This window comes from Lactobacillus sp. ESL0225, from assembly GCF_003692905.1.
Classification (GTDB): domain Bacteria; phylum Bacillota; class Bacilli; order Lactobacillales; family Lactobacillaceae; genus Lactobacillus; species Lactobacillus bombicola.
On record NZ_REHK01000003.1, the window covers coordinates 62,165 to 80,813 of the forward strand.

Annotated in this window: 20 protein-coding genes and 1 other annotated feature; of the genes, 13 read left to right on the forward strand and 7 right to left on the reverse strand. The window is 34.3% G+C overall.

Going from position 1 to position 18,649, the window contains the following annotated elements:
• Nucleotides 1-30: 30 nt before the first annotated feature.
• The 4 genes from F5ESL0225_RS00570 to asnA form a co-directional block, all read right to left on the reverse strand.
• Nucleotides 31-672, reverse strand: a complete 642-nt coding sequence (locus F5ESL0225_RS00570; protein ID WP_122047655.1) for a DNA-3-methyladenine glycosylase — start codon at nucleotides 670-672, stop codon at nucleotides 31-33.
• A gap of 133 nt (nucleotides 673-805) precedes the next feature.
• Nucleotides 806-1,570, reverse strand: a complete 765-nt coding sequence (locus F5ESL0225_RS00575; RefSeq protein WP_122024347.1) for a TerC family protein — start codon at nucleotides 1,568-1,570, stop codon at nucleotides 806-808.
• 124 nt (nucleotides 1,571-1,694) lie between these two features.
• Nucleotides 1,695-2,399: an NAD-dependent protein deacylase gene (locus tag F5ESL0225_RS00580; protein WP_122047656.1), complete on the reverse strand. Its 705-nt coding sequence runs from the start codon at nucleotides 2,397-2,399 to the stop codon at nucleotides 1,695-1,697.
• Nucleotides 2,400-2,513: 114 nt separating this feature from the next.
• Nucleotides 2,514-3,527, reverse strand: a complete 1,014-nt coding sequence (gene asnA / locus F5ESL0225_RS00585) for an aspartate--ammonia ligase (protein WP_122047657.1) — start codon at nucleotides 3,525-3,527, stop codon at nucleotides 2,514-2,516.
• 57 nt (nucleotides 3,528-3,584) lie between these two features.
• Nucleotides 3,585-3,823: a binding site (T-box leader), on the reverse strand.
• Between the two features lie 128 nt (nucleotides 3,824-3,951).
• On the opposite strand from asnA, the gene F5ESL0225_RS00590 reads away from it, so the two are divergent.
• Entirely contained in the window at nucleotides 3,952-4,428 is a 477-nt protein-coding gene (locus tag F5ESL0225_RS00590; RefSeq protein ID WP_090093957.1) for a hypothetical protein, read from the forward strand.
• Nucleotides 4,429-4,460: 32 nt separating this feature from the next.
• Here the strand turns inward: F5ESL0225_RS00590 and cls are convergent, their stop codons facing one another.
• Together cls and F5ESL0225_RS00600 are read right to left on the reverse strand one after the other, a co-directional pair.
• Nucleotides 4,461-5,918 carry a cardiolipin synthase gene (cls, locus tag F5ESL0225_RS00595; RefSeq protein WP_122021168.1) on the reverse strand — a complete coding sequence of 486 codons (1,458 nt, stop codon included), beginning with the start codon at nucleotides 5,916-5,918 and terminating at the stop codon, nucleotides 4,461-4,463.
• A gap of 23 nt (nucleotides 5,919-5,941) precedes the next feature.
• Nucleotides 5,942-6,874 (reverse strand): alpha/beta hydrolase, encoded by a 933-nt coding sequence (locus tag F5ESL0225_RS00600; protein ID WP_122021169.1) that lies wholly within the window; start codon nucleotides 6,872-6,874, stop codon nucleotides 5,942-5,944.
• A 71-nt stretch (nucleotides 6,875-6,945) separates the two neighbouring features.
• Between F5ESL0225_RS00600 and F5ESL0225_RS00605 the strand changes: the two genes are divergently transcribed.
• Entirely contained in the window at nucleotides 6,946-7,710 is a 765-nt protein-coding gene (locus F5ESL0225_RS00605) for a ribonuclease H family protein (protein WP_122021170.1), read from the forward strand.
• Here F5ESL0225_RS00605 and F5ESL0225_RS00610 read toward each other — a convergent pair whose 3' ends face one another.
• Nucleotides 7,711-8,613 (reverse strand): DUF1002 domain-containing protein, encoded by a 903-nt coding sequence (locus F5ESL0225_RS00610; protein WP_369931533.1) that lies wholly within the window; start codon nucleotides 8,611-8,613, stop codon nucleotides 7,711-7,713.
• A 209-nt stretch (nucleotides 8,614-8,822) separates the two neighbouring features.
• Between F5ESL0225_RS00610 and F5ESL0225_RS00615 the strand changes: the two genes are divergently transcribed.
• The 11 genes from F5ESL0225_RS00615 (at nucleotide 8,823) to F5ESL0225_RS00665 (ending at nucleotide 18,581) form a co-directional block, all read left to right on the forward strand.
• Nucleotides 8,823-9,668 carry a glycosyltransferase family A protein gene (locus tag F5ESL0225_RS00615; protein ID WP_122021172.1) on the forward strand — a complete coding sequence of 282 codons (846 nt, stop codon included), beginning with the start codon at nucleotides 8,823-8,825 and terminating at the stop codon, nucleotides 9,666-9,668.
• On the forward strand, nucleotides 9,665-10,330 hold the full coding sequence (locus tag F5ESL0225_RS00620; protein ID WP_122021173.1) for an alpha/beta fold hydrolase: 666 nt from the start codon (nucleotides 9,665-9,667) through the stop codon (nucleotides 10,328-10,330). Before F5ESL0225_RS00615 ends, F5ESL0225_RS00620 begins: the two co-directional genes overlap by 4 nt.
• A gap of 121 nt (nucleotides 10,331-10,451) precedes the next feature.
• Nucleotides 10,452-11,432 (forward strand): ribose-phosphate pyrophosphokinase, encoded by a 981-nt coding sequence (locus F5ESL0225_RS00625; RefSeq protein ID WP_122021174.1) that lies wholly within the window; start codon nucleotides 10,452-10,454, stop codon nucleotides 11,430-11,432.
• 130 nt (nucleotides 11,433-11,562) lie between these two features.
• Nucleotides 11,563-12,249 carry a TetR/AcrR family transcriptional regulator gene (locus tag F5ESL0225_RS00630; RefSeq protein ID WP_122024350.1) on the forward strand — a complete coding sequence of 229 codons (687 nt, stop codon included), beginning with the start codon at nucleotides 11,563-11,565 and terminating at the stop codon, nucleotides 12,247-12,249.
• Between the two features lie 11 nt (nucleotides 12,250-12,260).
• Nucleotides 12,261-13,091 (forward strand): hypothetical protein, encoded by an 831-nt coding sequence (locus F5ESL0225_RS00635; RefSeq protein WP_122024351.1) that lies wholly within the window; start codon nucleotides 12,261-12,263, stop codon nucleotides 13,089-13,091.
• 62 nt (nucleotides 13,092-13,153) lie between these two features.
• Nucleotides 13,154-13,636, forward strand: a complete 483-nt coding sequence (locus F5ESL0225_RS00640) for a nucleoside 2-deoxyribosyltransferase (protein WP_122021177.1) — start codon at nucleotides 13,154-13,156, stop codon at nucleotides 13,634-13,636.
• A gap of 342 nt (nucleotides 13,637-13,978) precedes the next feature.
• On the forward strand, nucleotides 13,979-15,064 hold the full coding sequence (locus F5ESL0225_RS00645; RefSeq protein ID WP_122047658.1) for a D-alanine--D-alanine ligase family protein: 1,086 nt from the start codon (nucleotides 13,979-13,981) through the stop codon (nucleotides 15,062-15,064).
• Between the two features lie 29 nt (nucleotides 15,065-15,093).
• A complete protein-coding gene (locus F5ESL0225_RS00650; RefSeq protein WP_122047659.1) occupies nucleotides 15,094-15,822 on the forward strand; it encodes a transcriptional regulator in 729 nt (242 codons plus the stop codon).
• Nucleotides 15,823-15,878: 56 nt separating this feature from the next.
• On the forward strand, nucleotides 15,879-17,000 hold the full coding sequence (locus F5ESL0225_RS00655) for a YibE/F family protein (RefSeq protein WP_370448603.1): 1,122 nt from the start codon (nucleotides 15,879-15,881) through the stop codon (nucleotides 16,998-17,000).
• Nucleotides 17,000-17,770: a YibE/F family protein gene (locus F5ESL0225_RS00660; protein WP_122021180.1), complete on the forward strand. Its 771-nt coding sequence runs from the start codon at nucleotides 17,000-17,002 to the stop codon at nucleotides 17,768-17,770. Before F5ESL0225_RS00655 ends, F5ESL0225_RS00660 begins: the two co-directional genes overlap by 1 nt.
• Complete coding sequence (locus tag F5ESL0225_RS00665) at nucleotides 17,757-18,581, forward strand: alpha/beta hydrolase (protein WP_122021181.1); 825 nt, start codon at nucleotides 17,757-17,759, stop codon at nucleotides 18,579-18,581. Before F5ESL0225_RS00660 ends, F5ESL0225_RS00665 begins: the two co-directional genes overlap by 14 nt.
• Nucleotides 18,582-18,649 lie beyond the last annotated feature (68 nt).

Here is an 18,649-nt window from a genome sequence, read left to right on the forward strand (position 1 = left end):
GTTTAAAATGTCTATAACAATTTTTTTATATTAAGATAATAATTCCCAGCCATTGTTTGGCTGATAATCTTTTATTTTCATTCTAGAAACATAAGGATTACCGCTAACGTAGTATCTCAAAGGTTTGCTGGCCCAAGTAGGGCTTGATTGGTTAATACCAATGCGCGGACTGGCAATAATCTTACGGGCGTAATTTTTGTGGTTGTCATTTAAATCAATAGTAAAAGGAGACTTGCTTAGAAAATGTAAGTTCCAGTCTTTATTATGAATGCCGAAGGCTTGCATCATTTTAGCCGGCCCATTAGTTAATAAGGGGCCGCTTTTACCTGAGCGATTAGTTATCATTTGCTTGATACCCCAAGCAGGTTCGATAGCTCTAATTAAGATGCCTTGAGGTTCACCAGCTTTTTGGGTAGCAATGTCGAAGAAGAAATATTGGCGTTGGGCATAGATATAAATTGTGCCTCCTCTGCGATATAATCCTTCATTAGCAGCAGTTCTGCGACCTTGGTATGAATGAGCAGCACGATCTCTTTTTCCTAAATAAGCTTCAGTTTCCACAATATAACCACCTAAAATTTGTTGCCCATTATCAAAGATTAAGGGTCGACCAAGCAAATCGATACTTATTTTTTCAGTTGTTGATTTAGTAAAATAAGTTGAATAGTCCATGATTACTCGCAAATAGTTATTAAGTAAAATTATAATTTATGTAAGTAATTATAAAGCTTACTTGTTGTATAGAAGATAAAAGACACAATTATTGAATTGTGCCTAAAAAAGAATGGTAACTTATAAATTATGCTTAATGAGAATGGTTATTGGAGTGCAAAAAATGAAAAGCAATGGTAATTAACAAAATGCCAAAGACTAAAGCGGCGAAAATAGAATTTGGTAACTCATAATGAAGTGGTGGAAGTGAGACAAGTAATTTTAAAGCAATAATGCCAATTAAAATATATGCCATTGGTTGCAACTCAGGAATTATATCCATTAACTTAATAATAACTTCAGCTACACCTCGCATACATAAAATACCAATCATCCCACCAATTAAAACAACTACAGGATTACTTGAAACAGCAAGGGCAGCTAGAACTGAATCTATTGAAAAGACGATATCCATTGCTTCGATTGATATAACTGCTCGCCAAAAAGGTGACAGGAAACGCTTATTACTTTGATGATGCTGGGTAGTTTTTGGCACTTGACCGCCTTCTTTATCTGCTGAATGGTGGCGTCGATCATAGAAGAACTTGAAGCAAAGGTAAAAAAGATAAATACTACCAGCTAATTTAATTTCCCAAAAATTAATTAGGTACGTGCCAATTCCAATGACAATAAAGCGAAAAATATAAGCGCCCCACATACCATAAAATAAAGACTTTTCTTGTTGCTTTTTGTCTGGTAAAGATTTGGTTTGGGCTGCAAGTACAACAGCATTATCAACTGATAGTAAACATTCCATCAAAATTAGGGTAAGGATGATTAGCCAGTCATTGACATTAGTTAAAACGTGAAGCCAGTTATTGGCATCAAAGAATGGCGCATACATTTTAATAATTGACATTTGTAAAAATCTCTTTTCTGAAAGTACTAGCAGCTTTTGAACAATAAATTGAGTTAAGCAATAACTTATAATAATCCATTAATCAAGCTATTGCCTAATATTTTACCATAAGAAATATGTCTGTTTAAATTTGTTGGAAAACATCTAGTGCATCGCCAGTAATAGCCGCAATCCCGGCTAACGGAATTGCTGTTTTATTAATTGCCCATATTTTAGCATTGGTTTGACAGTAAGCTAATAATTGAGCGAAAGGATAGACCACAAAGCTAGTACCGCAAATAATTACTAGATCAGCCTTTTGGATAGCTTGAATAGAAGTAGTTAAGTTTTGAGAATTGATATTTTCACCATATAACACAATTTGGGGACGAATAATACCACCACAGTTATGGTGCAGATATGATTGAGCATAGGTAGAATACTTAACAGTTTGTTGGCATTTTGTGCAATATAACTGATAGAGATTACCATGAAACTGGGTGACCTGTTGATTGCCAGCTTTTAAATCTAGACTATCGACATTTTGGGTAATTAAATGACCTTTATTATTACAAATTTCGGCAATTTTTTGATGAATAATATTTGGTTTAGCGTCGGGAAAATACATGTTATTTAAGACAAAATGATAGAACAATTCTGGGCGGTGATACAGTGTTTCAGCACTTAAAATGGTTTCTGGCTTTTCAATGCAATCATTATAAATACCATTTTTAGAGCGATAATCTGGAATGCCAGATGGTGTGGATACGCCAGCACCAGTCAAAAAGGTAACATAATTTGCTTGTTCAATTTCGGTTTTTAAAGTTTTTATTTGCTTAGTTACGATCATAATTTTTCCCTTGGGCAATATTTATGCAGTAGATAATTTATGCTAATAGCTTAATTATCGTGTTACTAAAATAGACCTCCTGTAGCATTAGCTAAGTTGGAGGTCGGTTGGTAGTTAAAGAATTTGAATGTTATGGGCTTGACACATTTTCAACATTTCCTTTGGCCAAATACTGGCTTGTACTTCGCCAATGTGAGCTTTACCCAATAAAAGCATACAAAGGCGTGATTGGCCAATTCCGCCACCAATGGTAAATGGTAGCTCGCCGTTGAGCAACATTTGATGAAAGTTCAATTGTTCACGTGCAAGGCAATGAGCTTGGATGAGCTGTTTGTGTAAGCTTTGCGGGCTAACCCTAATTCCCATTGAAGAAATTTCTAGTTTTTGCTTGAGGGGTTCATACCAAAAAATCAAGTCACCATTTAATTGCCAGTCGTCATAATCAGGGGCGCGACCATCATGAGGCTTACCACTACGAGCCAGATTGTCACCAATTTTCATAAGAAAGACGGCCTTCTTTTGCTCAGCAATCTTATTCTCTCGTTCTTCTGGACTCAAGTCTGGCCATCTATCCTCTAGTTCTTGAGTAGTAATAAAAAATACATCATCTGGCAAATGATAAGTTGAAGCAGGATAGCGTGCAGCACATTCAGTTTCAACTTGCTTAATTGCACTAAAAATTTGCGCAACTGTTTCAGTTAAAGTTGTAATTGTTCGTTCATCTTCGGCAATGATTTTTTCCCAATCCCATTGATCAACATAGATCGAATGAAAGTTATCAAGGTCTTCATCGCGCCGAATGGCGTTCATGTTTGTATAGAGGCCTTCATGCATACCAAAATGATATTTTTTAAGGGCCAGTCGTTTCCATTTAGCTAAAGAATGGACGATTTCAATGGTATCGTCTTTAGGAAAAGCTTTTACGTCAAAATTAACCGGACGTTCGATTCCATTTAAGTTATCATTGAGTCCGGTATTTTTTTCAACAAACAAAGGTGCCGACATTCTCTGTAAATTAAGTTTTTGCCCTAGTAAAACTTGAAAACGTTCACGGATAAAAACAATTGCCGCCTCAGTATCACGAATTGTTAAAGTAGGCTGATAATTTTGGGGCATAATTAAAGTCATAATTGCTAACCTCCTGATTTGAGGTCAAAGAAAAAGCCCTCTGCCTCAGCTAATAAAAACAAGGACGAAAGGCTTTTTCCGCGGTACCACCTAAATTGTCCGCTATTTGCGAACCACTCATGAAGCACAATCATGCTTCACCAGCTTGATAACGTACTGGAGACGGCACCACCTACTTGAGTTGTTCAGTGTGCTGCTAAAAGGGTTTTTCAATAATTCAGGGTCTGCTGGCTTTGCACTAATACCAACTCACTGTGAGAAATAAATTATTTACTCGTCTTTTTCATCGCATTTAATTTAATGCCTATTTAATAATATTTTTAAATAAAATGCAAGCCAATAGTTCAAAATTGTCTGCTAAAACTACTAAAAAATCGTAGTCTGTTATAATAGACTAAGAGTAAATATTTTGAGGAGAGTTTTTATGGCTGGTTTTTACTTAATTTTAGAAGCGATTATGCTGGGCTATGCTTGTTATAGCTGGTATTGGCAAGCAAATATTGATTTAAAGGGACAATATCGATTCTCTTCAATTATCTGGTCACTAATTTTTATTTGGCTTGGCTTTTCTTGGCAATTAATTGAAAAAAATGATCAGGGTCTGACTGTTTTTTTGGCCAGTTTTATCTTGATAGGTATCATTGATGGTTTTACTGGCTTTGGCGCAAAGAAAGTTGTAGTAGCGGGTTATTTTAAACGAACAATTTCATATGCTGATATTGATTTGATTACCCTAATCAGGGTACCTAATCCCAAGAAAAAACAAGTGATTTGTATTCTTACTACAAATCAAAATCGTCAATATTATTTACGTTTTGCCCAGAGCATAGCGAAAATAGTGGGTACGATTAAGAGTCATGTCAACCATGATATTAGAATTGAAATACAAGATATAATTTAAGAACATTTAATGTGATTAATATTTCAGGGTATCTATAAAATTGGTGAAAGCATTCGTGAAAAATACTGCAATGTTCGCAGTAAGCGCCCCTGCTTAGCAATTATTTGTGGCGTAAGTAGGGTAGAATGTTCCATGTCCGCTATAAATGATTGAGCTATTTCATGGGCAAAATTTTTGTCATAAAAAACAGCAACGTCTTCAAAGTTGAGGTCATAAGAGCGATAATCTTGGTTCATTGAACCAACAGTAGCAAAGTCATCGTCGACTACAATCGTTTTAGCGTGGATAAAGCCTTTATTGTAGATATATACTTTAATACCGAAACGAGTTAGTTCGTTAGCGTACCATTGTGTAGCGCGATAAATAAAAGGGTGGTCTGGTTTGCAGGGAATCATAATTCGTAAATCAACGCCTGACATAGCAATGGTTTGCAAAGTAGCCATCATGGCATCATCAGGAATTAAATAAGGTGTTTGTAGCCAAACTCTTTTCTTAGCTAGCGACATTAAGCGCATTATGCCATTACGCATATTAGCGATATCTCGGTCAGGCCCATCTGCGACGATTTGCATTGGTACATCACCAGGATGGATTTCATTCTCATCTAAGTTAGGAAAAAGCATGGTATTAAAAGTAATTAATTGACTTTCTTTTTGAATTGAGGCATTCCAATCCATGACAAAACGCTCTTGTAAAAGTAGCGAGGCTGAACCAACAATTCTTACATGACTATCGCGCCAGTAACCAAACTTTTTGTTACGGCTTAAATACTGGTCGCCAATATTAAAACCACCCGTCCAAGATGTTTTGCCATCAACTACTACAATCTTACGGTGTAAATGATAATTGATGCGAGAACGCGTAATCATATTACGTGAAGTGATGAAAGGTAAGACTTCACCGCCTGCTTGGCGGAGTTGATCAAACCAAGTTTTACTAGCACCTAAAGATCCCCAGGCATCATAAAGGACGCGTACAGCAATACCTTCTTTTGCTTTTTTGATTAGCAAGTTAAGAATTTCGTTACCAATTTGATCATTATAAAAGGTATAAAATTCAACGTTAACGGATTGTTGTGCATCTTGAATGTCGTGCATCATGTCATCAAACAGCGCTTGGCCATCTGTGTAGAGTTTGACATGGTTATTTTTACTAAGAGGTGATTCACCGTTATGATCAAAAAAGTGAATAACCATTCTGGCTTTGTAAGAGGTATCAGCAGGACTGGTTTTTTTAGGTGCTTTAGTAATTGATTTTTGAACATTGCGTAACCCAATATGGTGTTGCTTGTTAATGGCAAAAATGTTCTCTTGCGAAATGCCGCGACCAAAGAAGCCATAGAGAATGAGACCAATCACTGGAAAAACTAATAAAATAATTAGCCAAGCCCACGTAGTTGAAACCGACCGCCGGCGGTGAAATACAATATAAAAGGCTAAGATAATATTAGTAGTGATAATGATTCGTAGTATATCTTGTATTACAATCACGTAAATCCTCCGAAAATTAAATTTTATATTTTGAAGTTGATAAATTTATTGACAATGTCAATGACAAACGGATTATCATGCATCCAACTATGTTCGGCATATTTTTCGCCGCGAATTTCTACTTCATGGTAGGATTTGACCAATGGTGCTAAAACATAGCGAATACTTTTTGCAGAAGTAACAGAAATAAATTTATCGCTATTGGTATTATCTAAAACATTTCCGTAAATGTTCAAGACGGAAATATTCGGATTAAATCGTTTTCGTCTAAATAAAAAATAGCAATAGTGTAAATTCATCATTGTAGGTCTACCTTTTTTATTAAAACCGTTGACGTTTGGAATATCTCCCATATAGGTCACACCGTCAAAGGGGCCAGCGATTAAGGCACATTTGTTTAAGTGCGGGAAATTGGTTTTATGGGCCTTACGCATCTCTGTGCGTATTATACAAGGACAGGCCAATGAGTGAGCGACTGCCGAATAATGGGTAAAGTGGTATCGCTTAGCTAAAAAAGGTAGAATAAGACGTAAATAGTAGTCAATAGCATAGACACCAACAATTCGTTGACGAAAAACCACTTGAACGATTGGCTTTTGATCACCTGTCCATGTCCCCTCTAGTTTGAAATTTCCCCATAAATCAGCAGTAACCTTTAGGTAGTTAGAAGTTTTCTTCTCTTTTAGTGCTTGCTTAATCATAACATTGGTGGTGTAGTCCCCACCGCGAAAGCCATGAAAGTAAATTACAGGTTCTTGGATGAATTCTCCTTTTTTGCTTTCAATTTTTGACTTATCTTCAATTTTTCTTTTATGTAGGCGCAAAAAAAAGCGAGTAGGACCAATGGTAGCTAGAATTGCTAACGAAACCATATTAAACATACTAGGGTCTTTAGACAGATTACGTTTACGGTTTTTTTCAGCAATTTCAGTATATTTTTTGGTATTAAAGAACATAAATTACCACCTTAAAATTAGTGCTACTGATATTTTAACATTGACAACAATTTTTAGTGAGTGAGGAACATATGAAATTTTATGCTGTAAAAAAAGGTCGTCAACCAGGGGTTTATCGCACTTGGAAAGAAGCAGAAAAACAAGTTAATGGTTATTCTAATGCCGAATATAAGTCGTTTGAACAAATTACTGATGCGACCAATTATTTGGGCTTTAATCAAGCAACAGCTAAGAAGCTACTGCAAAAAGATGAAGACTCATTAAGACAAGCAATTGCTAAAATTCAAAAGGCAAGTAAGATAAAGCCCTTAAATAAAGAAAGAGGGGCCTCAAAAACAAATAAAAAATATTTTGCCAAAATCTATACCGATGGTGGTACGCGCAATACTGGAACTTATAAAGGTGGCCATGTACACGTAACTGATAAGGCGGCTTGGGCATATTTAATTGAATGGCAGCAAGCAGGTAAAAAGCAATCATTTTATGATAGCAATGGTGAATTAGGTGCAACCAATAATAAAATGGAATTAACAGCCTTAATTGAGGCACTAAAAAAGTTGTTGGAATTAAAATTTAACCAACAACCTCTATTATTTATACTTGATTCACAATATGTTTTAAATCCGATTACACAAGGCTGGCTCCAAAATTGGAAAAAACGGGGCTGGCACAAGAGTAGTAAAGGAAAAATTGCTAATGTCGAAGAATGGCAAAAATTAGATCAACTACTTAGTGAGTTCACTCAAGCCGAATTTAAGTGGACCAAAGGTCATGCTAAAAATCGCGGTAATGAATTTGTTGATCATACTTTAAACAAGTTTATGGATCAAATGTAATTACTTAGAATTAGAGAAACCTGCTACAAGTCCACTAAAGAAGCTAGTAATCGCATCCCAGATTTGTTCAAATAAGTTTCGATTTTCGGTAGTATTGATTTTATCAAAGATACCTTTAGCATTTTTTTCAATATTTTTGGAAAGAGCATCAGCTTGATCTTTAAAATGATGATCTTTTAAAGCACCAGAGTCACGGATTTTAATTAAAATATTGATAATTTGCTCTTTTTGGTTATTGTTAATAACATCACCTAGGTGATTAATATTAATTTGATTGTTAACAATGTCATGAATTTGACTATCAGAAACATTGTTGCCAATTTTCCCCATTTCTTGTTTGGCGCCAGCAACTGCATTATTTAGTTGGGCATCACTATAGCCTTTTTTATTTTGATTTTCCTTGGTTATTTTACTTAATGTTCCCATCTCATCTTGTGCAGCATTAACTTGGCTTTGATTTAAATTTTCCCCATTTTTACTATAAGCGGAGTAAACGCCAGCTAAAGCTCCAGAACCATCAATTGGAATAGCACTAGTAACATAAATATTGGCATCTGCAATTCCAGCAGTTAGAGCAGCATTTTTATATTGATTAGCTGTAATCGTTGTAATATTATTATGACCTTGATAGTCAAGAATATGGACATTAATGCCGCTACCTTGAGCAGTTTTTTGAATCATTGCACTTGACCAAACACCTGAAGTGTTAGTGAAATTTGCACCGGAAGGATTAAGGTATTGAACTAAATCTTGACCAGTAATAGTTATGGTGTGATAGCTGTTGTCACTTAAAGGATTACTCAAAGTCTTTATTGTACCTTGGCGTTGGTTATCGGTAAGAGAAGTTCCTAGACAAATAACGGGGGAGTCGTCTGCTTGAACAATTTGTTTAGGCAGATTCATTCCCAATAGCCCTCCAAATAAGAGGACAGTAATTATTAGAATTGATTTTACTTTTTTCATAAGATTCATTAACTCCTTTTGCTGCACATATTATACTAAATCATTTAAGATAATAAATAACGTTATTACTTTTTTAACGTTTAGTTTATAGTATTTTTAAAATTTTAAAAATATTAAGATGGTATAATAATTTATGAGGGAGGGGTGCTATGATTCAGCAACCTGAGTTAACAGTCATTATGCCAATTTACAACGTTGAAAAATATATTAGTCGGGCACTAGATCACCTGGCTAAACAAGATAATATGAACTTTAAGTTGTTAATTGTTAATGATGGCTCAACGGACAATACAAAAAAGATAGTAGAGAGCTATCAAACGAAGTTTCGTTATATCCAAATTATTAATAAACCAAATGGTGGCTTATCTGATGCGCGCAATGTTGGTCTTGCTCATGTTGATACACCATATTTTACTTTTCATGATGGTGACGATTGGGTTGATGCTGGTTATACCAACTTTTTTATACAAGCGTTTCATGAACATCCAGAAGTAGCTATGGTCTCATGTGGATTTTGGCTAGATTACGAAAATAAGCTAGGTTCTACGCCAGTTACCAAAAAAGTTATAAACGGTATAAAAACAAAATTAAAAAGCTATCAACTGATTAATAATCCGTTAGGATCGTTGTTTGATAATCATATTTTGGGTACACCAGTTAAGGGTTATACTTGGAATAAAGGATATAAAATTTCTGTTGTACGGCAAAATCATTTATGCTTTATGGAGAATTTAGCATTCATGGAAGACCAAATTTTTAATGTGGAATATCTAGCTTTGACAGATGGCTTTTATTGCACTAGTCGGCCACTATATCATTATTGGCAACGCAAGGATAGTATGGTACACAATTTTAATTTAAAGATGATTCCTGATAATTTTAAAGCAAATTATATTATTGCCAAAATTATTATTCGTAGCTTATGGCAGGAACATAAAAAAGAAGATAATTCTAAGCAAAAACTAGTTGAAGCTAGTGAAAGGAATCGTCAATGATAGCAGAAGTTAATGGCAATAATTTATACTACAATAAACTAGGTCAGGGTGAACCGTTATTATTACTACATGGTCACCATTTTGATGGTGGAATGTTTGCACAAATTATTGCTCCGCTTGCCCTATATTACACAGTGTATGTGCTTGATATGCGGGGACATGGATTGAGCGAGGGAGAAATAGCGCAGCACTATCAAACAGAAGTTGCAGATATTGCTACTTTCATTGAAAAGATGGGAATTAAAGGCTGTTATTGTTTTGGCTTTGATGCGGGGGGATTGGTGGCGATGATGCTTGCTAGTCAAGATTCAAGCGCCTTTAAGAAATTAATGGTTGCCGGAGTGTTTGTCAATGGTAATGGCATTCGACCGTATCATTATTTAACCGAAGGCTGCCTGCGCTTCTTGCAATTAAATCGGGATAGTCGAGTTGAATTAACCGAAAGTTACCTTTCAGTTGATGCTTTAAAAGCAATCACTATTCCAACCTATTGTGTTGTTGGTGAGAAGGACTGGGTTAAAGTTGATCATGTTCGTTGGTATAGTCAGCTTATCCCTCAAGGGCAATTATTGATAATGCCAAGACAAAAGCATAATAGTTATGCTGTTAAGAGCTTTAAACTACTTGATTTAATGAAAAATTTTTTTAGAGACGAAAATTAAGATTATACAATTTGCTGGAAGGATATCTCCAGCTTTTTTAATTTCCGTCAATTTCTAGGCACTAGGAACTTTTTTAGTTATAATAGACTGAAAAGATGGTATTTTTGATAAAGAGGTAGTTATGAATAAAGAAGAAATTCTTCAATTAATGCATCCAATGAAATTAATCGGTTTAAGTGGAAATCCAGCTTTAAATGAAAAAATTGCTACAATTTTGAAAAAACCGTTGATTGAAACAGCGGTGCAGCATTTTAGTGATGGTGAAATTCAAGTTAATATTGGTGAAAGTGTTAGAGGATGTGACGTTTTTGTTATTCAATCAATTCAAGATCCAGTAAATGAAAACTTTATGGAATTAGAAATTGTTTTGGATGCACTTCACCGGGCATCAGCTCATAGAATAAATGTAGTTGTTCCATATTTAGCATATTCACGTTCTGATACAAAGACGCGGTCACGTGAACCAATTACAGCAAAATTGATTGCCAATCTGCTACAAATTACAGGATTAGATCATTTGATTGCATTAGATTTACATGCTTCTCAAATACAAGGCTTTTATAATGTGCCCGTTGATCATTTGCATGCGATTCCATTATTAGCACAATATTTCATTGATAATGGCATTGCAACTAAGGAAGATGATGATATAGTTGTAGTTTCTCCAGATCATTCTGGGGCTAAGCTGGCCCGAAATTTTGGTCAAATGTTTGATGCTCCGATTGCTATTGTTGACCAAAGACGCGCCCGTTATGATGCAGATGTTCACGATATAATTGGTGATGTTAAAAATAAAAAGTGTATTATTGTTGACGATTTAATTGATACAGGTTCAAGAATTTCATCGTCAACTAAATCAGTTATGGCTGCAGGCGCTAAGAAAGTATATGTTGCTTCAACACATGCCTTACTTTCACAAAATGCAACTGAAATTTTAAATGGGTTACCTATTGAGCAAATTGTAGTTACGGATACTATTAAGCATCAACATTATCCAGATCGTATGATTAGAATATCGGTTGATTTATTATTAGCGCGTGGAATTAATTATGTCTACAATGATCGTTCAATGCACTTATTAAGCGAAAGCGAACTGAAGTAATTTAATATTCTGGGAGGAATGTGGTAACAAAGTATTAGTACTAGTCAGAGGTTTTTGTTTTCTTTTTGTTTATTTATTTTATATCATTGATATAATAAGAATATAATGTATAGAAAACGGAGAAACTATGATGGCACGACGGAAAAATTATAAAAGAAGACGAATTATCTTAAAAAATACATTCCATTTAATAAGAAAGAATGGGATGGAAAATGTTTCTTTTCAAATGATTGCAGAGAAATCTGGAATTTCTAAATCACTTTTGCAATCATATTACCCCCATAAAGTTAAGTTGACCGATGATGTGGTCCGTAATATATTAAACACTTTAGATAAACAAGTTAATAAATTTAATCATACAAGTGACGGTACTGTTGGTGCACGTACTAAAGCATTTTTGTATACAATTGCAATGCTAGGCATTTATGATGAAGGCTTAAAGCGTATTATTAATGAAGTATTTAGCAGTAATGACACGCTTGATAATTGGAGCAGTATGGTTGAAGAATGGGTCAGAAAAAACCAAATTTTTGATGAAGACTATTTCAACCCACATGAAGTTGAGTATGGCATCGCCTTTGTTATAACTGGGATTGGCCGACTTTACTATAATAATAATACACAGTTTAATCTTTCTGCTGAGCAATTAGCAGATTATGCCACTAGTTCATTGATGTATAGTTTTCTACACTGTACACCGGATGAAATTAATCAGGCATTAAAAAAAGGACATGAGATTATTGCTTCAACTGACATCAAAGAAATTCATCATGCAATTGATACTATGTTTGATGATGATAAAGATATTGTTTGTTAGAAAGGAATAGCATGGCAAATGGCGCACGAAATAGTTTGCGTAGAGTAAATCCAGAACAAAATCTTCAGTACAAAAGGGTCTTATCCTTTTGTATTTTATTAATTGTGACATTGGTTATGACTACAGTAACTTTTCTCAATCCTTTTTTTATGAAAGGACAGCTGAGAACTAATAATAATGAAGCAGTTATTGTTCGACACGTTAACAATCATTTTGACGAGCTAGCTAAAGTGATTGGTGCTAATAAAGATGTAAATTCTAATTTATTGACTACTAAGCAAACGCAGCCCATTGCCGATCATATTATTGATTATGCCATAGGTGTTCCATGGTTTAAGTTTAATAATATCAAGTTGGCACAACAAATTTTGCATGATATTGAATTAAATATAGATCAAGAGGCATCTAGCGATGCCCAATTAGTACAAAAGAGACTCAAAAGACAAGGGAAGAATGCTCCATATGATGTAATAGATGCTTTTAATTTAGATTTAGTTACTTTGGGCGGAAACATTGCTTTTGTGCTATTGATTGTAAACATTATACTGTTTATAATGATAATTATCAGTTTACGTTCACTAATTAATGATATGTTAATGGTGATGAATTCTAAGACCTTAGTCCATACTGTTACAGCTGCTGGAATGTGGGCGGGGTTTTGGTTAATTTTAATATCTGGTATATTAGCTATGATTCCAATTATTGTTAATGTTGATGAGATAGCAGTCTTGGGATGTGTATTAGAAATTGGAAGTAGCATATTTTTAGATTATGTGATTGCTGGTGTGGTCTTGTATATTTTAAGTGCTATACCGTGGGAAATTAGTTCACCTAATAATTAAAAATAATGTTTAAACTATCTTACAAAAATATTTAGGTGTTCTTTGTATTATAGGAGTTGATGATGAAAGTTTATTTGGCTAACGCACTGTTTTCACAAGCAGAAATTAATTACAATGCTTACTTGGCAGAAAAAATTCGGCAATTAGATACTGCAATTGATTTATATTTACCACAAGAAAATAATGCAATAAATAATAAACAAGCCTATGCTGATTCAAAGATGATTGCTCAAGCAGATACAGAAAGATTGGTTAAGAGTGATTTACTAGTAGCAATTCTTGATGGTAATAGCATTGATAATGGTGTGGCAAGTGAAATAGGTGTTGCCTATGCTAAAAAAATCCCGATTATTGGTCTATATACTGATACACGGCAACAGGGAAGCGAAAATAAGCAAAAGTTAGCGGCGTTAAAGCAAGTGGCAGAAAATCAATTTCATTATGTTAACTTATATACTACTGGTTTAATTAAATTAAATGGTACTATTGTTACTAATGAAGCTGCCTTACTAGCAGAAATTGTAGCCGTTTTGAATAAGTTTTAATATTAAATAATCCTATCTTTGGCGATAAACATAATAAGTGAATTTTATGTTTCAATGAAGATAGGATTTTTATTGCGGCCTAAAAAGATATAAGCTACTCTTAATAATTAAGATTTAAAAAATAACTAGTTGATATTAAGGTTAATTCGTAAAGTATACTTTTAGTTTTATAAGCTAGGACGAATTTATTAAGTAACTAAGACGAAAATAATTAATTTTAAGTTATGATGGTAATTTTGCGATGAGGCAAAAACATTTATAAAAATTAACTAAATTACCATTATTCAGCTAGTTATTGCCGTATAATAAAAAAGTTAGAAAAAATGATAAGAGGTAGAAGCAATGACTAGGAAAACACAAGTTGGTCTTATTTTTGGTGGTAATTCTTCTGAGTATGAAGTTTCAATTATGTCGGGGCATAACATTTATAAGGCAATTGATAAAAGTAAATTTGATGTTCATCCTATATGGATAACTAATGATGGCTATATTGCAAGTGAGCAAGAATCATTAAAAGTTTTAGCAAATGCAGAATATAAGATTAAAAATCCGCATCAAGTAGCGAATATTTCTAACTTAAGTGAACTAGCTAATTTTCCAGAATTAGATGTATTTTTTTCCATTGTACATGGTAATTTAGGTGAAGATGGTAGTTTACAAGGTTTATTTAGGATTATTGATAAACCATTTGTCGGGGATGATGTTTTAGCTGCAGCGGTAACTATGGATAAAGAATTTACCAAAATTTTAGCGCAACGTGTAGGCGTTTCTGTGGCTGAATGGATTTCAATTAAACGTTTTGAATATGAAGATGAGCAAAATGCTAAACGTGATTATGATCAAGTTAGTGCAAAATTAGGACACGATTTATTTGTTAAGCCAGCTAACCAAGGTTCATCTGTTGGTGTACACCATGTAACTAATAAGCAAGAATTTGATGCTGCTCTAGCTGATGCCTTTCGCTATGATGATAAAGTTTTAATAGAAGAAACTATTCATGGTACAGAAGTTGAAACTGCTGTGCTTGGAAATGATCATCCAATAGTTTCAGGGGTTGGTCAAATTATTAATGCCGAGGGGACTTTTTATAGTTATGAAAATAAGTATGATGTTAATTCAACAACTAGTTTACAAATTCCAGCTGACTTGCCTGAAGAAACTATAGCTGAGATTAGAGCCAATGCTTTAAAAGTCTATCAAGTAACGGAATGTAGTGGTATGGCAAGAATCGATTCAACATTGCGCAAGAGTGATCAAAAAGTTATTTTGACAGAGGTTAATTCTTTACCTGGTTTTACTAATATTAGTATGTATCCTAAATTATTTGAAGTTGCAGGTATTCCTTATACTGAATTAATTACGAAATTGATTACCGAAGCCCAAAAAAGATATGAGCATAAAAAAAGCTTGCTACATAAAATAGATTAATTTGATTGTGCTAGAGGGAGTAATACTTTATGAGTGGTAATAAGCATGATTTTGAAGAATTAACCGCACCGGCAGCAACTGCTAAGGAATTACAAGTTAGTGTAGCAACTTTAAGAAAGTATTCTTTAATTGTTGAAAAGGTTACTGGCCAAGCAAATTATTATGCTAGAACTAAGCAGAATGCGCGGCTATATAGTAAGCAAGATGTTCAAGATTTACAAGATTTTCATCGATTAGCTCAAAAAAATGGTTTAACTTTATACGAAGCAGCGCAGCAAGTTTTTGCAGTTAGTTCAAAAGAAGTCAAAAAGACGGGCCAGACTAAAAAAAGCAAGCAAGAGGTAATGACATCTGCACAAGTGATGAAATTAATTGATGCCTTTCAGCAAACTATTAGCCAACAGAATACGGCACTGGAAAATTTACAAGAGCAGCTCAACCGGATTGAAGCTCAAAACCAAGAATTATTACAAAAACAAAATAGTCAAACTGAAAAGTTCGAGGATCTGGCAGATATTTCTGGGATAGTAACCGCTGAAGAAAGCCAACCCAAAGCACAGTTATTTACAGCTGAGCAAAAGCGCCAACAAATTGTTCATGATGAAAAGAAATCGTCTGAGCAGCTTCATGATGAAATTTTAGCTAAAGCTCAAGAAAATTCTCAAAAAACAGCTAGTGTTAATGAGCACCGAACGCTAATTGATATGCAACCTGAGACAGAAACTAGACATTGGTGGCAAAGATTTCTTAATCTATAAAATAAAGATTAGATAATATTGATCATAAGAAATTATAGTGAATTATGTAGGTTAGGATGTTGATTTTGAAAAAAATTAAGCAACGCTACTTGGTAGCGGTAATAGTGATGCTTATTGGTCTGATATTGACGGCTAGTATTTATTTTGCCACTAATATTTATACTAAAAATGACGTTGCAATAATTACCGATGAAAAAATCACGGATACTTTAGTCGAAAAAAATAAAGACGTATACGATAATAAAGATGAAACTAGAAAGCAAGTCTTGCATTTGAAAATTCTATCCGGTAAACATCAAAATCAAATGTATACAACAACTAACTTTTATTATCCATCACAGCTTGTAACCCAAAAGTATCGTCCAAAACAGCGAGTTTTTGTCAATATTAAAAAGAATGATCCAGCAATTCAAAATCCTAAGCGAGACTGGGTACTTGTCTTGGCTATGACAGTGATGACTACCTTACTTGTAGCAGTTTCTGGTAAAAAGGCACTGGGACTAATTTTGTCAATGCTCTTGAGTTGGCTACTTTTCTATTTTGTTATTATGCTGAATATTAAATTAAATGGTGCGTATATCGTCTTGCTATTTGCTGTAGCAGATATTGTGTTTTCCTTTTTCAGTTTATTAATTGTGCAAGGATATAATCGCAAAATGTTAGTGACCTGGTTAGCTACTTTATTAGGCGTTTTTATTTCTTTTGCACTATGTTATATCATCATGCGTTTAACAGGAGAGTCAGAAATCAAATATGAGACTGGTGACTATGCTACGCAAGATCCTCGCGGCATTTTTTTGGCCCAGACTTTATTAGGCATTTTGGGAGCAGTAATGGACGAGGCCACTGACATTGTTTCTAGTTTATATGAGCTGATTCAAACAAAAAAGGACATTACGACTAAACAGTTAATTAGGAGTGGACGGACCATGGGTCAGGAAATTATGGGACCGCTAATCAATGTTTTAGTTTTAATTTTTATGTCAGAAGCCCTACCTTTAACAATTATCTATTTACGTGATAACAATAGTTTTGGCTCAACTTTTGGTTTTACTTTATCTTTAGGTGTTACTCAAAGTGTGATTTCAGCCATTGGTATCGTGTTAACGGTTGTTTTTGCAACAGGCTGTAGTTTGTTATTTTTAGATAAAAACAAGTGGGAAGTGTGGCATAAGTAATGAGTACATTAACTGCTTTGGTAATAGTTTTGGCGATTTTGATGACGATTATCGGTGGCGAGACAGGAATCAGGAGCTTCTTTAGTGTATTAATTAATACGTTATTATTAATTTTATTAGCAGTTTTTATTTCCTGGGGTATCAATATTCCATTACTTATTTTGATTTTTATTCCACTCAAATTAGTGACTATCATTTTTTTAGGCACGCATGATTATCAAGTTGCTAAAAATTCATTTTACTCGTCAATGGTTGTTTGCTTATTAGTCAGTGTAATAATTTTAGGTTTTGAATATATTGCACAGGCAGCTGGACTTGGTCCTGAAGCTGGAGAAATTTTAGTAGGTTTATCACAGATGCCGGGTTTAAGTTATCCACTCATTGCTGTTGCCGTCGCTATTTTTTCAACTTTAGGTGCAGTAGCAGAAGCAGCTGTCGCAATTAGTTCTGGATTATTGGAAATTAAAAAGCATAATCCCAAGATTGCATATGATGAATTAAGGTCAAGTGGGACAAAAATCGGTAATGATGTTTTAGGAACAGCAATAAATACCATTTTGTTTGGCATGTTTGGTAGCTGCCTTTCTTTATTTTTATGGTATATTCGGTTAAATTATACTCTAGGTGAAATTTTTAATGAGAAAATGCTAGTTAATGAAGCCCTGATTATTGTGTATTCCTTAATTGGTGTAATATTAACGGTACCATTAACAACAAATTTTTTAGCAAAAAGTATGGTAAAACGTGAGGCAAAAAATGAAAACAAATGAAATAATTTTAACAAATTTTAATGGACGCAAATTTAAAATTCATCCATATATTTTGGATTCAATTGGTGATTTAATCAAGCCGCGGCATCCATTGGCAATTGTGATTCCAGGTGGGAGTTTTGATCACCTATCAAAGCGTGAAGGTGAGCCAATTGCCTTAGCTTTTAATAATTGCGGGTTTAACAGTGTTGTGATGGATTATAACCTGATTCAAGATGAAGGTGATATTTATCCAGATGCTGGCTTGGATGTTTTAACCACAGTAAAATATTTTCGTGATCACGCAGCAGAATATCAAATTGATGCCGACAAAATTGTAACAATTGGCTTTTCTGCTGGTGGTCATGTGGCAAGTTTTGCTAACAGTATGGCTAATTCGCTGGAATACCAAGATCGCTTTAATTTTACTGCCAAAATTGTGTTACCCAATAAAACTATTTTAGGTTATCCGTTGATTAATCTACATAAGATCGGCTTTGCTATCCCAAAAAGTGCAACCAATAAAGTACCATCAGATCAATTTGTGCTAAATAGCGCTATAGGGGTGACCTCTAGGACACCAGCTACTTTCATTTTTCATGCTTGGGATGATCCAATCGTTTTAGTGACTAACACTTTAGAATATGCAATGGCACTACAAAAGGAAAAAGTACCATGTGAAGTTCACCTTTTTAATAAAGGTGGTCATGGTTTTTCTTTAGCCCGGACAGATATGGTGACAAAGGGTCGCGAATGGCAAGATAATCCGCATGCAGCTCATTGGTTTAATTTGGCACAAGAATGGTTAAATAGTGAGTGGTTAAATAAATAATTCAGAAAGTATTAAAAATATTAATTTTTTTTCATAATGTCTTGAATTTAATTCATAAAAGCATATAA